The 13566-nt window shown below is 37.2% G+C and carries 15 protein-coding genes and 1 pseudogene; 13 read left to right on the top strand and 3 right to left on the bottom strand.

From position 1 onward, the window contains the following. The first annotated feature begins 36 nt into the window (after nt 1–36). The 12 genes and pseudogenes from F6K18_RS05925 to F6K18_RS05870 all read left to right on the top strand — a co-directional run bounded on the left by F6K18_RS05925 (nt 37) and on the right by F6K18_RS05870 (nt 9207). Entirely contained in the window at nt 37–864 is an 828-nt protein-coding gene (locus F6K18_RS05925; RefSeq protein ID WP_287519452.1) for a hypothetical protein, read from the top strand. 271 nt (nt 865–1135) lie between these two features. Next, nucleotides 1136–1306, top strand: coding sequence for a hypothetical protein (locus F6K18_RS05920; RefSeq protein ID WP_287519451.1), 171 nt, complete (start codon nt 1136–1138; stop codon nt 1304–1306). A gap of 382 nt (nt 1307–1688) precedes the next feature. Further along, nucleotides 1689–1895 (top strand): hypothetical protein, encoded by a 207-nt coding sequence (locus F6K18_RS05915; RefSeq protein WP_287519449.1) that lies wholly within the window; start codon nt 1689–1691, stop codon nt 1893–1895. Between the two features lie 51 nt (nt 1896–1946). Beyond that, nucleotides 1947–2237, top strand: a complete 291-nt coding sequence (locus F6K18_RS05910; protein ID WP_287519448.1) for a hypothetical protein — start codon at nt 1947–1949, stop codon at nt 2235–2237. A gap of 124 nt (nt 2238–2361) precedes the next feature. After that, nucleotides 2362–2607: pseudogene (locus F6K18_RS05905) on the top strand (DUF6516 family protein); the annotation flags it as partial. A 67-nt stretch (nt 2608–2674) separates the two neighbouring features. Then, nucleotides 2675–2887 carry a hypothetical protein gene (locus F6K18_RS05900; RefSeq protein ID WP_287519447.1) on the top strand — a complete coding sequence of 71 codons (213 nt, stop codon included), beginning with the start codon at nt 2675–2677 and terminating at the stop codon, nt 2885–2887. 457 nt (nt 2888–3344) lie between these two features. Next, complete coding sequence (locus F6K18_RS05895; RefSeq protein WP_287519446.1) at nt 3345–4244, top strand: hypothetical protein; 900 nt, start codon at nt 3345–3347, stop codon at nt 4242–4244. A gap of 16 nt (nt 4245–4260) precedes the next feature. Next, on the top strand, nt 4261–5439 hold the full coding sequence (locus tag F6K18_RS05890) for an aspartate aminotransferase family protein (RefSeq protein WP_287519445.1): 1179 nt from the start codon (nt 4261–4263) through the stop codon (nt 5437–5439). A gap of 4 nt (nt 5440–5443) precedes the next feature. Continuing rightward, nucleotides 5444–6868 (top strand): aminotransferase class I/II-fold pyridoxal phosphate-dependent enzyme, encoded by a 1425-nt coding sequence (locus F6K18_RS05885; RefSeq protein WP_287519444.1) that lies wholly within the window; start codon nt 5444–5446, stop codon nt 6866–6868. A gap of 35 nt (nt 6869–6903) precedes the next feature. Beyond that, nucleotides 6904–7797 (top strand): class I SAM-dependent methyltransferase, encoded by an 894-nt coding sequence (locus F6K18_RS05880; RefSeq protein WP_287519443.1) that lies wholly within the window; start codon nt 6904–6906, stop codon nt 7795–7797. Further along, on the top strand, nt 7794–8531 hold the full coding sequence (locus tag F6K18_RS05875) for a class I SAM-dependent methyltransferase (RefSeq protein WP_287519441.1): 738 nt from the start codon (nt 7794–7796) through the stop codon (nt 8529–8531). The genes F6K18_RS05880 and F6K18_RS05875 overlap by 4 nt, the downstream gene beginning before the upstream one ends. A 49-nt stretch (nt 8532–8580) precedes the next feature. Then, the gene (locus F6K18_RS05870) at nt 8581–9207 is read left to right on the top strand and encodes a YbhB/YbcL family Raf kinase inhibitor-like protein (protein WP_287519439.1); all 627 of its coding nucleotides are present in this window, start codon (nt 8581–8583) and stop codon (nt 9205–9207) included. A 497-nt stretch (nt 9208–9704) separates the two neighbouring features. Here F6K18_RS05870 and F6K18_RS05865 read toward each other — a convergent pair whose 3' ends face one another. Genes F6K18_RS05865 through F6K18_RS05855 form a run of 3 tightly spaced genes read right to left on the bottom strand, consistent with a single transcriptional unit; the run spans nt 9705 to nt 12121 of the window. After that, a complete protein-coding gene (locus tag F6K18_RS05865; RefSeq protein WP_287519437.1) occupies nt 9705–10466 on the bottom strand; it encodes a class I SAM-dependent methyltransferase in 762 nt (253 codons plus the stop codon). An 18-nt stretch (nt 10467–10484) separates the two neighbouring features. Then, complete coding sequence (locus F6K18_RS05860; RefSeq protein WP_287519435.1) at nt 10485–11867, bottom strand: MmgE/PrpD family protein; 1383 nt, start codon at nt 11865–11867, stop codon at nt 10485–10487. Beyond that, nucleotides 11864–12121, bottom strand: a complete 258-nt coding sequence (locus F6K18_RS05855) for a hypothetical protein (protein ID WP_287519434.1) — start codon at nt 12119–12121, stop codon at nt 11864–11866. Before F6K18_RS05855 ends, F6K18_RS05860 begins: the two co-directional genes overlap by 4 nt. Before the next feature lie 172 nt (nt 12122–12293). Here F6K18_RS05855 and F6K18_RS05850 point away from each other — a divergent pair, with 172 nt between their 5' ends. Further along, nucleotides 12294–13298: a gamma-glutamylcyclotransferase family protein gene (locus F6K18_RS05850; protein WP_287519433.1), complete on the top strand. Its 1005-nt coding sequence runs from the start codon at nt 12294–12296 to the stop codon at nt 13296–13298. Nucleotides 13299–13566 lie beyond the last annotated feature (268 nt).

The following is a 13566-nucleotide window of genomic DNA, read 5'->3' as shown; positions in this document are numbered from 1 at the left end:
TCTTCATTTACTAGAATAATCAACCTATTGGTAACATTGTTTGACAGAAAAGATATGCAAAAAATTAAAATCAAGCTAGTTACTCTCGGAAACTTAAAATACCCAGTTGATTTTCAGTTTATAAAAAAGTGGAAGTCAAAAATTTTTAGTGCTGAACATCTCGATCAAATACAGATTTTACCAGAAATGGATGGTGAAAAATGGTCGTATACTGATAAATTACTCGCAAATTTAATTAAGTCAGATAAAAATTATGACTTTACAGTTGGTATGATCAACTATCGTTTAGAAAAGAATTACTATGTTAGAAGAGTGGGAAAAGATTTATGTATGCTTTCGTTATATGAAACAGCAGAAATTATTCATGATGCAAATTTGACTATTGAAAATTTTATCATCCGTAATCTTTATGAATTCTGCTCAATTTACTTAGAATATGGTAGAGATGCTTCTTTAGTTGAATATAGTGTAGCTCACGATGAAACTCGCAGTTGCTTATTTGATATGTGTGGAAACAAAGCTGATCTTGTTTTTTCTACTGCAAGACCTAGAATTTGTGAGCCTTGCAAAGCTAGAATAATGCAGTCTCAGTTATCCAATGAATTTATCTCAAATATAGAAAAAGAATTATGTCGTATTAGAAAATCCTTGTACTATAGATTGACAGATTTCATTAAGGGAAATCTCATATTAGCTATTACTATTACTTCTATGAGTGCTATTTTACTTAGTGTAATTGCAAAGGTTATTTATGATGTCTTTAAATCGTTATTAATTCCTTCTTTGTTCCAAGGTGAGCAGCAAGAAAAGATACAATTTCTTACACCATCTCAAAGGCAAGAAAGTTTGTTAAAGTCTGAATGAATACAATCAATTTTATACTAAATGTAATAGGGAGTATATCAGCCATGTCAGACAAAAAAAGAATTAGTATTTCCGGTGTCAAATATCTGGATATAACCAAAATAACAAGTTTGGTATTGGTATCAGAAACAAAGGAGAAATTATAGATTCAAAGTTTGCTCGAACAATCGACGAATCTCAGGAACAAAATTTAGCACAAGCAGCAAAAGAGATTCAATAATTATTAGAGCAACTAGATAAAACTTAGACGTCAGATACAACGATTAACAGAATGAAAATTGCTACAAGAGTAATTACACAAATTGATAATAATCCAACTAAGGCAGAAAGAATATTAAGTGCGGTAAAAGCTGCTGGAGTTGCTCCTGTTGAACAATTACTTAATCACTCTGCTATTAGCTTTGTTATTGCAGCGTTAGAAGACTGGCAAAAAACTAAATAAGTTAAATAATTTTAAACGTTTCAATATAGCAATTCTAAATAGGTTGTAATATTTGATCGTAGGAGTTTGGTATCTAAACCCAAGTGCATTAGGGATTTGGAAACCAAACCCCTACAGTTTTTTTCACAAATCATTTAGGATTGCTATAGTCTAATTTAGTGTGGGCAATATGCTCACCTTTTCTACACAGCGCTTTTGACGATTAGTAGACCACAAAGTAGGGACGTTGCATGCAACGTCCCTACAGAGTTATCATTTTCTTAATGTTGTTCATTTACATTTAAAGGAGACAATAAATATGCCAGAACTAAAAATTAAATGTCAACATCCAGAATCATTAAAAATTTTCTTAAAAACAGCAGTATAAAAAGAATTACAGTCTTTGTCTGATGGTATTGAACAAACCAAACAAAGATTGCAGAAATTTGAGACTAAATATCAGTTATCTACAGAAGAATTTCTCAGAAGATATGAAAATGATGAATTTACAGAAACTCTAGAATTAGATGAATGGATTGGAGAATCTTGGATGCTGAAAAATCTCTGTGAAGAAGTAGAAAATTTAAAGGTGGTTGAGTTTGTTAATTAAAGATTATGTTCAAGAAATTCGTGAAGTAATTAAATAATGAAGGAGGTAAATATGCCAGAACTAAAAATTAAATGTCAAAACCCAGAATCATTAAAGATATTTTTTCAAGATATGGTAAAAAAAGAATTAAGCTTAATATCCAGTAGCATTAAACGTACAGAAAAACGACTCTTAGAATTTGAAGCAAAATATCATTTATCCACAAATGAATTTCTACAAAAATATGAAAATGATGAATTTGAAGAAACTTTAGAATTAGATGAATGGATTGGAGAATCAATAATGTTAGAGCGATTAAGGAAAGAATTAGAAATATATAAAGGAGTTGATTTTGCTGATTGAAGAATATTTTCAGCTAGTTAATGAAGCTCTTCAGACATTTTCAATAATTCAAAATTTTACATTTAATCCCAAAAAACAAGGTACTTATCAAGGTTTTATTCGGGGATAAACTAGATTTAAAGACGATTCAATGCTTTACTTTCGCGAGTTTGTAGATGTAAAAATAACTGTAGAGCGTGATATGTATTCCTACCAATATATGACTGCCTCAAATAATCTGATTTTTCGTTATGACAATACTAGACACCATAAAAAGCTCAATTTGCCAAATTTTACTCACCATAAACATGATGGAAGTGAAGAAAATGTTATTTCCTCAAATGCTCCTATTTTAGTAGATGTATTGCAGGAAATTGAAAGTTTAGGATAAGCATTGCAATTCTGAGACAGAGTAATTTTAACGAATTAATATACAAAATTAATTGAGGTAATTAAACATGAAATTAACAGCTACAGAAAAAGGCTTATTAATACCTAAAGAATTGTTAGGAGAAAGCCAAGAGTTTGAGATTATTCAAGAAAATGGAAAAATTATGATCACGAGCATCAAAAAAACACCTTCCATTTGGGATTTAGGTAAAAATCCTGTGGAATGTGATGTAGAAGATGGCACAATTAATCACGACCGTTATCTGTACAATCAACAATGAAAGAAATCTATTTTTGAGATACTAGCTATATTTTGGCTCTAGAAATAAAAAATGAAGATGCTCATCAACAAGTATTACAAAATTGGGATTTTTTAGCAAAATATCAGCCTTTTTTCGTAACAATAACTCAATATTTCATATAAGTCCTGGACAATGGCTTTGTTGCATGAAAGTGCTAGAAGCATTATAAAACAATGGTTTCTCAATAAAATCTATAAATGATCAAGTGCTGCCCTATAAGGGTTTCAGGATATTAGTGCAACAAAGCCTTTAGAAATAGAAAATTCTAGTACAGCAAAGTTTTTAAGAATTAGACATCTCCAGAAAAGAGGGAGTAGGAAGTAGGTGGAAAAAATTGATGTATATAGTGCGATAATTGATTTTATTTTTGATTATTGGAGATGTCTATTGGTATAATAATGTATCAATCAGATTATCGAAAACAATAAATACTTTTATGTTTGAAAAGACACGCAATTTTTTAGAAAGTATCAATTTACCATCAGGGGATCAATATAGCCTTCACAGTTCCGAAAAACGATTTCCTGACGGGTCACATTTTGGCATTGAGGTGCCAACAGTTAATGATATTACAACTGCACAGGCACTTTTAGAAGAATGCAAATATTTAGGTGTGACTATTAACCGAATGATAGAAACCTATGGTATGTTTCGCCACACTGCTGCTGAAATAAAATCTTTCGTGAAACTATGCCAAGACTATAGTTGTGAATTAGTTATGTCAACAGGGCCACGAGCAGTCTATGACACTAGCGCAACGGCTAAGTGTGATGATGGAAAAAGAATTGGGTATCGTTTAAGAGGCCAAGAGCAACTTGTGCGAGCTATTGAAGATATCAAGCGTGGTATTGAGCTTGGGGTGCAAAACTTTGTTATCTATGATGAAGGACTACTATGGACTCTAGGTAAAATGCGTGCAGCCCAGGAATTACCTGGCCACATTAGATTTAAAGTGTCAGCACACTGTGGCCATGCTAATGCTGCTGCCTTAAAGTTATTAGAAAGCATTGGAGCTGACAGTATTAATCCCGTTCGCGATTTACAACTTCCGATGATTGCTAGCTTACGCAGCGCAGTTAATATTCCCATTGATTGTCACGTTGATTGTCCACCATCTTCCGGTGGGTTTGTTCGCTCCTATGAAGCAGCAGAAATTGTGAGGATAGCTTCCCCAGTATATCTGAAAACAGGTAACTCCGTTCTTTCCCGTCATGGTCAAGGAACTAATGCCCAAGATGGCAAAGCAATGGCCAGACAGGTTGCAATTGTATCCGAAATGATGCAAAGATATTTTCCGGAAGCTATTCAATCTCCAAACAAACAAAAAAAGAAATAAATCAGGAGTGACGATTATGAATCAGAGTTTCATTCTGCCAGTTTATAAAAGGCTTCCTGTTGCTTTTGAGTATGGAAAAGGTGTATGGCTTTGGGATACAGAAGGGAAGCAATATTTGGATGGCATGAGTGGCATTGCCGTGACGGTTTTAGGTCATTCTCACCAGGCTGTGATTGAGGCTATAACAACTCAGGCCCAGAAACTTCTGCATACCTCCAATGGTTATTGTATTCCCTGGCAAGAAAAACTCGCTCAAAAGCTGGCTCAACTCAGTGGTATGGAGCAGGCATTCTTCAACCATTCTGGAGCTGAAGCTAATGAGTTAGGACTAAAAATTTCTAGACTTTATGGTCATCAAAAGGGCATTAATAATCCCAAAATCCTGGTAATGGAAGGAGGATTTCATGGTCGTACCCTTGGAGCATTGAGTGCCTCCGCTAATCCTAAAATTCAAGCAGGTTTTGAACCGTTATTACCTGGTTTTGTGCGAGTCCCTTATAATGATGCTGCTGCTATAGAACGGGCGATCCAAGAAAATCCTGATATTGTTGCCGTTCTTCTAGAACCAGTTCAAGGCAATGCTGGTATCATTGTGCCGGATTTTGGCTATCTGCAAAAAGTTCGACAAATTTGCGATCGCGCTAGTTGCCTGATGATGCTTGATGAAGTCCAAACTGGAATTGGCCACACTGGTAAAATGTTCGCTTATCAGCATGAGAATATATTGCCCGATGTGTTATGTCTGGCAAAAGCACTAGGGAATGGCATCCCCATTGGTGCTTGTTTAGTTAGAGGCCTAGCCACAGGACTGATAAAAACTGGCCAACATGGTTCAACTTTGGGAGGAAATCCTTTTACATCTTGTGTTGCTCTTACTGTTTTAGAAACTATCGAAAAGGAAAACCTATTGACTCAAGCTACTGAGGTTGGTGAATATTTATTGAAAAGGCTGTATCAAAAGCTTATATCTCACCCAATGGTTACAAGTATTCGCGGAAAAGGTTTGATGATTGGTGTAGAATTAGACCGTCCTGCTTTAGATCTTCGACTCCTTGGACTTGAAGAAGGATTGCTGTTTAATGTAACAGCGCAACGAGTGATTCGCTTACTCCCTCCTTTAGTATTGACTACCGCAGAAGCTGATATATTAATCAGTCGTTTGGTCACTTGCATTGACAAATTTAGCCAGGTTTAGTCTGATGAACTTAAAAGATCGAGAACTACTGCAAGATTTTTTAGACCTAATGGTTGCTTATATTCAAAATAACCCCCTAGAAAATGACGCGGTTGTTAACTACTATAATTATCAAGCCTTAGAGAAAAAGTTTGATACTAATATTAATACTCAAGGATTGTCGGAAAAAGACTTATTAGCTACGGTTGAAGCTTATCTTCAATATGCAGTTAGAACTATCCATCCCCAATTTTTTGGTAAGTCCTATGGTGCTTATACAGTTCCTAGTTTAATGGGAGAAATCTTATCGGCGGTCACTAATACCTCAATTGCTACCTATGTGGGTGCACCGTCGGCTACAGTTCTGGAAAATGCCCTAATTCAGAAAATGGCTGGATTAGTAGGATTCCAGAACGGAGATGGTATTTTCCTGACTGGGGGGACTCAGGCGAATTTGGTAGCTTTACTTTGTGCCAGAAATAAGGTTTTGCCCCTGGTTAAGCAAAAGGGATTACAACAGAACAATTTAGTCTTTTTTATTTCGGATCAAGCTCACTATTCATTTATCAGTGCTGCTAATATTTTGGGGATTGGTATTGATAACTTGGTCAGAGTTCCTGCTAATAAGCAAGGACAAATGAATGTTGTGGCACTAGAGCAAGCCATTGTAACTGCGCTCAACCAGGGTAAAATGCCATTCTTTGTAGCTGCAACTTCGGGAACCACAGTTTTAGGAGCTTTCGACCCCATTGATAAAATTGCTGCTGTTACCTCCAAATATAATCTTTGGCTCCATGTCGATGCAGCTTATGGTGGTTCCTTTCTTTTGAGCGATCGCTGTCAGTCTTGGTTCGATGGCTCCGAATTAGCTGACTCTTTCGCTTGGGATGCCCATAAACTGATGGGTATTCCCCTTCCCTGTTCGGTGATTTTAACTAAGAATAAGGGAGTTCTATATGAGGGATGTACCACCTGTGATGTATCAAAAGCTTCTAGTTACATCTTTCATGAATATGATGAAGCGGCTTATGATTTAGGCAAGAAATCACTCCAATGCACCCGCAAAGTACATGTTTTAAAACTTTGGCTGGCTTGGAAATACTATGGCGATCACGGTTATGGTCAACGAATGGATCGGTTACTGGAATTGGCTGAATACGCAGAAAAGCAAATTCGGACTTTACACAATCTAGAATTGGTATTTCCCCGAATCAGTGTTAACATCTGTTTTCGATATCGCTCGCCATTAGTCACAGATCTTGATAGTTTTAACCGTAGGCTCCGCAATCATCTGATTCAACAGGGCAAACCCTTCCTCAACTATTCCACATTTAGAGATCAGGGATTTTTACGGATTAATATGATCAATCCTGACTGCTGCGAACGAGATATTGATGATGCTTTAGAAACGATTATTACTGAAGCAAAAGCTCAGGAAGAATCTTCATAAATTTTGATGTTTTTTAGGTGAATTAAATTAAGATCATGACAGGAATTTGGCAACCTATTGATTCTGAAAATTCCGTGTTTGAAGAACCGGTTTATTCAGAACTGATTTCCGAACTTTATGGTTCTAGTTGGTATAGTAGATTATCATCTGCAGAAATTGACTACTATCGCAGTTATATTCAAGATGGCACAACCTTAGAAATAGGCTGTGGTACGGGAAGACTGTTAATTCCTTTGTTTGAAGCAGGTTGCGATATTTATGGGATGGATATATCAGCCCCGATGCTAGAGCGACTCAAAGAAAAATTTCCCCCTGATCAGCGTCATCGGGTTATTCAATGGAGTGTTTTGCAAGTCCCTTATCCCATAGATGATGAGAGTTTAGATTGCATTACGGTTCCCTTCTCTTCCTTCAGCTTAATCCATGATGGCTATGTGGATCGTGTAGATGAAAATACAGCTTTCCGTGAGTTTTACCGCATTCTTCGCCCCGGAGGTCTACTCATTATCAATGATGCCCGAACCTACATTCATGATAAAGCAGGGGGGTCAGCCGCGATCGCTCAACAAGAACTAGATGGGAAAGAGGATAAAGACATGGAAGGGTGTGTCCAGGATGATACGCTGATTCTCACCTTTAAGCAGCAGCATTCCAAACATGGTGAGATTAAAGAAGAATGGATCAGTAAGTTTTCCCTCAAAGAAACCCGCATTATTCCCGAGTTAGTGATTCGAGAGCGGGAAATTGTCTTTACACGGGTTAGTGATGGTAAAGTCTTAGAGCGACAATCGGAAACTATTCCAGTCTGGGATGTGGAAGACTATCCCAAGTTAGGAAAAGATGCGGGGTTTGAATATTTAAAAGGTGAAGAAACTCCCGATTTTCATGTTTCTGCTACTGTCAACCATATTTTTAAGAAACCATTATGAGTCAAGACCATCCTACAGAAGATCAAGGTTTTCTAGACAGACTAATTGCTGCTTATGAGGTTCATAGAGGAGTGCTTAATCCCGATCAACAACAAGGCATTCGCATGATTTTTTCTGACTTATCAGGTAACAATCAAGCGGTTAGTCAGAACTACGATATTGTCGCTCCTTTCTATGATGACTTGCTCAATTTTATGGGATATCAAGCACCCGTAAAATTAACTGAAACAGTGAGTCAATTTCTGGATTTACAGGATTCCAATTTATCCATTTTTGATGCAGGAGCTGGAACCGGTTTACTGGGAGTGGATCTCCGCAAAGCTGGTTTTCGAGGCAAATTAGTGGGAGTGGATATCAGTGCGGAAAGTATCCAATATATTCAATCCTACCGTTCGGGAATTTACAATCAGGTAACTGTGGGGGATCTGACTGATTTATCAGAAATCCCTGATGCCTCTTTTGATGCAGTGCTCAGTGCTGCTGTCATTGGTTTAGCGCCTCAAGAATCTCTGGATGAAATTCTGAGAGTGACCAAATCCCAAGGTTTAATTGCCTATAGTTTTAATCAAAACCGCTACGATAGTGATATATCTTGGAAAAACAAGCATGAATTATTAACAAACCAAAATCTTTGGCAAAATATAGAGGGTTATCCAGATAAACATATCTTTTATGCCAATCAAGATTTGGGCATATCTAGCTACTTTTACATTTTTTCTTTTTGCAAATGTTAGCTGCTCGGATGCGGTTTTAAAATTCAAAAAAATAGGGGATAATTACAAGATGAAACTTTGGAGTGATAACTTTTCAGAGGGTGGCAAAATTCCAGAAGAGTTTGCGTTTGGCAAATACCACCCAGAAAAACATATGGAATTATCAGATAATAAAAATCCTCATTTAGCATGGAGTGATTTGCCAAAAGGGACTCGTTCTCTGGTGTTAATTTGCCATGATCCTGATGTGCCAAGCGTATTTGATGATGCAGAGCAAGAGGGTAAAATTGTGGCAGCTAGTCTACCTCGTGTGGATTTTTATCATTGGGTATTGGTAGATATATTACCCGATATTAAATCTATTGCTCCTGGTGAGTTTAGCGATGGCGTGATTCCAGGAGGGAAGAGTGGACCTGAAGCCCCTTTAGGCACGCGACAGGGGATTAATGATTATACACAAGGGTATGTTGGCGATCCAGAAATGGCAGGGGATTATTTTGGTTATGATGGTCCGTGTCCACCGTGGAATGATGAAAAGATTCATCACTATCATTTTACCCTCTACGCACTCAATTTAGACTGTTGTCCAGTTGAAGGTCGTTTTAGCAGTAGTGATGTCTTGCAGGCCATAGAAGGTAATATCCTAGAAAAGGCTGCATTGACGGGAACTTATCATATTTATCCTAATCCTAGATAGGGATTGCTGAAAATTGAGACCGTTCTTTTTCTACCATAACTTGCTCGGATTACTAATTCACAAGGGTTTGAGCCTGTTTGTTACGCCGTCCGTTTCAACCCCTTATCCTACCCGCTTTTTAACTATACTTGTCACTCCCCCAGGGGCAGCAGGGCTGTTTCATTCTCGATCCTAAAATTCCTGGGTGAGGGCTTTCAAGCCCCTTAAGGTCATGTCCGGTTAAACAGTGATAAATAAATAACTACGGAGGAGTCAGGAGGACCGAGTCAGGAGGGAAGAAAGAAGAAGGAAGAAGAAGGAAGAAGAAGAACAGGAGAAGAAGGAGAGAGTTTTCTGATCACTAATTATCCGGACATGATATAAGGTCACGGAAATCGCCGTTTTTTTCTACTATTGGGTTTAATTTTAGAAAAACAGGCGCGAAACTTTGGCCACTCGGGAGGTTCAGGAAACCAAAAAATTGAGCAATGTTACAGCCCTGCCCCCCCAGGGGTAGTTCACTCTATCCGACCAACTCTCATATGTAATGGCCATTGAAATATAATTTTCCTCTCGGGATCGCCCCAAGCTTTGACTAGACGATTGGAGAATTCCAAGATTGGTTCGTGGGATTGAACAGCGATCATTTTTTGAATCGCAGACCAACTATTCAAATATCTCATAAATTCTTCCATGTTCAATTGGGTTTCCATTGTGAAAACAGGTGTTTTAAACTCAGAAAAAGGAAAAGGAATGGTTTGATAATTTTGAATTAGTAGGTTTATTTCTTCATCCCAATACTGGTCAACCACTGTGGTGAAAAATTTCCTACACATTTGGTCTAAATGCTCTTCTCCTGGGAGGAACTGAAAATACCAGTAGCCCCAGATAGCAAGAATTCCTCCAGGTTTAGAAACTCGCTGCACTTCCTGATAAAATTTTTCCAGATTAAACCAATGAACAGCTTCTGCAACAGTTATTAAATCTATCGATTGATTCCCTAGCCCAACTTTTTCGGCCACTGCCACAGAATAGTTAATCTTATCATGATGAAATGCATGACTAATTTGCTTTTCGCTGGCATCTGTAGCATAAATTTGCTGAAAGTTAGGGGTTAAGCTCAAGGCTACTTGACCATTACCAGTGGCACAATCCCACGCTGCTTGACGATCAGGTACAAGTGCAGCTAAATACTCAAATAAAGATTCTGGATAATGAGGTCTATAGTTTCTATAATCATTTGCTTGCTTTGAGAAGTAGTCTTTAAATTGTGTAACCAAAGTCCTTTTCCTCTAATTTCATTTAGCCAATTCTGATGATATCAGATTCTTAATCGCAGTTTTGATAGAGTCTATCTTTTCCAAATTAAGCACATCAGTATAACCCTGGGTAACTTGTTGTGAAGATAAGCTCAAAGAAGCACAATCCCAAAACTTAGCTTTCAACTCTGATTCGGTAAGGGGATTTTGAGGATGACCCTTAGCGATCGCAACTTCTTGGGAAAGATAACGCCCATCTACTAACTTGACCTTCACTAATACCGGAAGTTGCTCCTCTTGCACTGGATCATTGGGAATGGAGGAATTGACTTGACGCTTGACCCGTGCTAAAAGTCTTTGAATGTCAGGTCGGTGAACATTCTCATCTGTAAATTGAGATAACCCTAGCTTTTTATCTGCGATTGCCGCAGCAAGACAATACTCCATGCTAAATTTGGCTTCGAGTCCAGTAAGAGGGCGGTAGTATTTCAAAACCCCGGAGGATGCTGGCCCCATAAAACACTCCACTTCTTCCACTTCCTCAGCAGAAAAATCATGAACTTTAACTAACTCCAAGATGGCATCAATTGCTCGATGAGTAAAAGCACAGCAAGGATACTGTTTTATACAGGAACCAGACCGAAGAATTTCATAGGGATTACCCAGATTGTCAGTCATAGGCTCAAATTGAAAGCCATTCTCTTGGGTGAATTTCTCAGCAAAACCCAAAGAAGTTTCCAAGATAGCCTCATGAGCAGTTAAACCCATCTGAGCAAGGGTTGCTGCTTGCACCCCTGACATAGCTGCATGTCCCACATGAAGGGGTTTAGTCATAGTGCCAAAATTAGCTCTCAGCCCGCTAGCTAGGGAAGCTGCAATACCTAAAGCCATAGCAATTTCGGAGGATGATAACCCTAGTAATTTCGCTGTAGCTACTGTTGCGCCTATGATTCCCAATGTGGAAGTGGGATGCCATCCAAGGCGATAATGTGCTGGATTCATCCCTCTGCCAATTTTGGCTTCTATTTCATATCCGAGAATGTAAGCAGTCAAAAGCTCTTTTCCAGTAGCCCCTTGCGCTTCTGCTACTGCTAACGCTGCTGATAATACTGGTGCAGAAGGGTGACCCATCATCGCCCAGTTATCATCGTCATAATCGTAGCTATGGGCAAACGTACCATTAACTAAAGCAGCAAGAGGAGATGAGGTTTGTAGTTGTGTCCCTAACGCACTAGATTGTTTGGTTCCGCCAAGACTCTCAGCATAGCGAAGTAAAATGTTGCCAACAGAAGTTGTTGCTCCAGCTAGCATCACGCCAAGGGTATCTAAAATTGCATTTTTAGCTTGATTCACAACCGTTTCCGGCAAATTGTGATATTCGATCTGCTGCACAAAAGCAGCTAACTGCTGTGTGGTGCTCAAGTGTAAGTCTCCAAAGTATTATTTGCCGAACAATTTCTCTTTCCGAAAGATTTAGCTGTTAGGAAGCTGTTTGCCAAGTAATAAAATAATAATAAAGAGTGATTTTTTGTTGTCAAAGACTGTTCCCTATCTGGACTTTTTTTTTTGACATCAGGCATTTTTTCATAACGTTGTTCAAATTCTATCTGAGTAAGTTGGTCTCCGTTTTCGAGAGGAGGAATTGTATTTTGGGGTTTTAGTATAGTTTGAGACATGGTAACGCGATGTGCAACTTTTATCGTAGTTTTGCTCTAGCAATAAGACAAGTAGTTGGGCTAAAGCCCAACTACAAACAAAATTACTTAATTATATTACATTAGTAGTTTAACTTAACTCAGAAAAAATTGATAAAATGAAAATTACTAATTACTCACTAATCGAGGTTATATGCAACCAAATTCGGCACAATTTTCTAGCTCTACTTCTAATATTAAATACTTTGCCTATGGCTCCAACTTATCTAAATCATTACTAGAATTCAAATTAGCATCAAATCTTCAAACAAAGGATAAATACAATACAGAACCTAATTCACTGATTTTACATTCTCAACCAGCTATATTAAAAAATTTTGAATTTAAATTTAATTTATATGTGCCGACGAATAATGTCGATCCAAGTTACGCTAATTTAGTTTATCAAAAAAATTCTATTGTACATGGTTGTTTGTATGAAATGTCACCAGAATGTAAAGCAGTAATTGATGGATTAGAAGGTAAAGGTCAAGTATATCAAGAAGAAATTGTACAAGTTTTGCCTTATGGTTCAAATACTACTATTAATGCTCTAACATATATAGCTTATAGAGAAAAAATTCAATTCCCAGGTCTGACAATTAAAGAGGGTATACCGCCTTCTAAAAGATATTTAAATACTCTAATTTATGGTGCTAAAGAATGTAATTTAGATTCTGAGTGGATCGAATATTTAAAAAATCAAAAAGTTGCAACAATGCCTTTAATTAAATTATCAAATGAAGAGCTGAAAAAGATTAAGGAAAAAATTTATACTCCTCAAGATTTAAAACTTAAAAATTTACCATTAGACCAAGCTTTTAATGAAAAGGGAGAACTGATCAGACCTATTATTAGCAGTATTTGTGGGTTAGTATTTATGTGTAATCCGAATCAAGGATTTGCCATTGGAGCAAGGGCATGGATTAAACAAATATTAGGAAGAGATATGACTGTATTTTATGCAAGAAGATGTTTGCGAAATGAAGGTGTTTCATTATATGAAACGGAACAAGATATATTGTTGGCAGATCGAGATTGTCTAGATTATGTTATCGCAAATGCGTGTAATTTATTGAGGCAATCAAGAATAGAAGGAGAGGGTGTATTTTTACTTGGTAGGACAACTAATTTTCATTTGTGGAAAGATTATTTGTAAGCTATCAGCTATTGCTTTGCAGGAGGTAAAAGCGATTGATAAATTGAGGCCAAGTTCAACTTGATGTTGCTGAAACGCCTTAAACTTTACTATTAATAGCTGAATCGTTACGATTATTTGACTTCAAGAAGTTAGTCAAATTTAAAAATGTATGATAATGTTTATCGTAACTTAGTCCTTCTCCGAGATAGAGGTGGATTTTAGCCTAAATATTTAGCAGTTGGTTGCTAATTCCAATATATTTTCTATAAAATTTTAATTAAATAGG

The organism is Okeania sp. SIO2C2, assembly GCF_010692625.1.
Taxonomy (GTDB): Bacteria; Cyanobacteriota; Cyanobacteriia; order Cyanobacteriales; family Microcoleaceae; genus Okeania; species Okeania hirsuta.
The sequence above is the reverse complement of the archived record's forward strand: the minus strand, read 5'-3'. Positions and strand labels throughout refer to the sequence as shown.

What these genes read in the sequence shown, in the direction of transcription:
- F6K18_RS05875 (WP_287519441.1), top strand. Translation starts at nt 7,794, where the DNA reads ATGAGTCAAGACCATCCTACAGAAGATCAAGGTTTTCTAGACAGACTA.
- F6K18_RS05885 (WP_287519444.1), top strand. Translation starts at nt 5,444, where the DNA reads ATGAACTTAAAAGATCGAGAACTACTGCAAGATTTTTTAGACCTAATG.
- F6K18_RS05895 (WP_287519446.1), top strand. Translation starts at nt 3,345, where the DNA reads ATGTTTGAAAAGACACGCAATTTTTTAGAAAGTATCAATTTACCATCA.
- F6K18_RS05900 (WP_287519447.1), top strand. Translation starts at nt 2,675, where the DNA reads ATGAAATTAACAGCTACAGAAAAAGGCTTATTAATACCTAAAGAATTG.
- F6K18_RS05910 (WP_287519448.1), top strand. Translation starts at nt 1,947, where the DNA reads ATGCCAGAACTAAAAATTAAATGTCAAAACCCAGAATCATTAAAGATA.
- F6K18_RS05920 (WP_287519451.1), top strand. Translation starts at nt 1,136, where the DNA reads ATGAAAATTGCTACAAGAGTAATTACACAAATTGATAATAATCCAACT.
- F6K18_RS05870 (WP_287519439.1), top strand. Translation starts at nt 8,581, where the DNA reads ATGAAACTTTGGAGTGATAACTTTTCAGAGGGTGGCAAAATTCCAGAA.
- F6K18_RS05855 (WP_287519434.1), bottom strand. Translation starts at nt 12,121, where the DNA reads ATGTCTCAAACTATACTAAAACCCCAAAATACAATTCCTCCTCTCGAA.
- F6K18_RS05850 (WP_287519433.1), top strand. Translation starts at nt 12,294, where the DNA reads ATGCAACCAAATTCGGCACAATTTTCTAGCTCTACTTCTAATATTAAA.
- F6K18_RS05890 (WP_287519445.1), top strand. Translation starts at nt 4,261, where the DNA reads ATGAATCAGAGTTTCATTCTGCCAGTTTATAAAAGGCTTCCTGTTGCT.
- F6K18_RS05880 (WP_287519443.1), top strand. Translation starts at nt 6,904, where the DNA reads ATGACAGGAATTTGGCAACCTATTGATTCTGAAAATTCCGTGTTTGAA.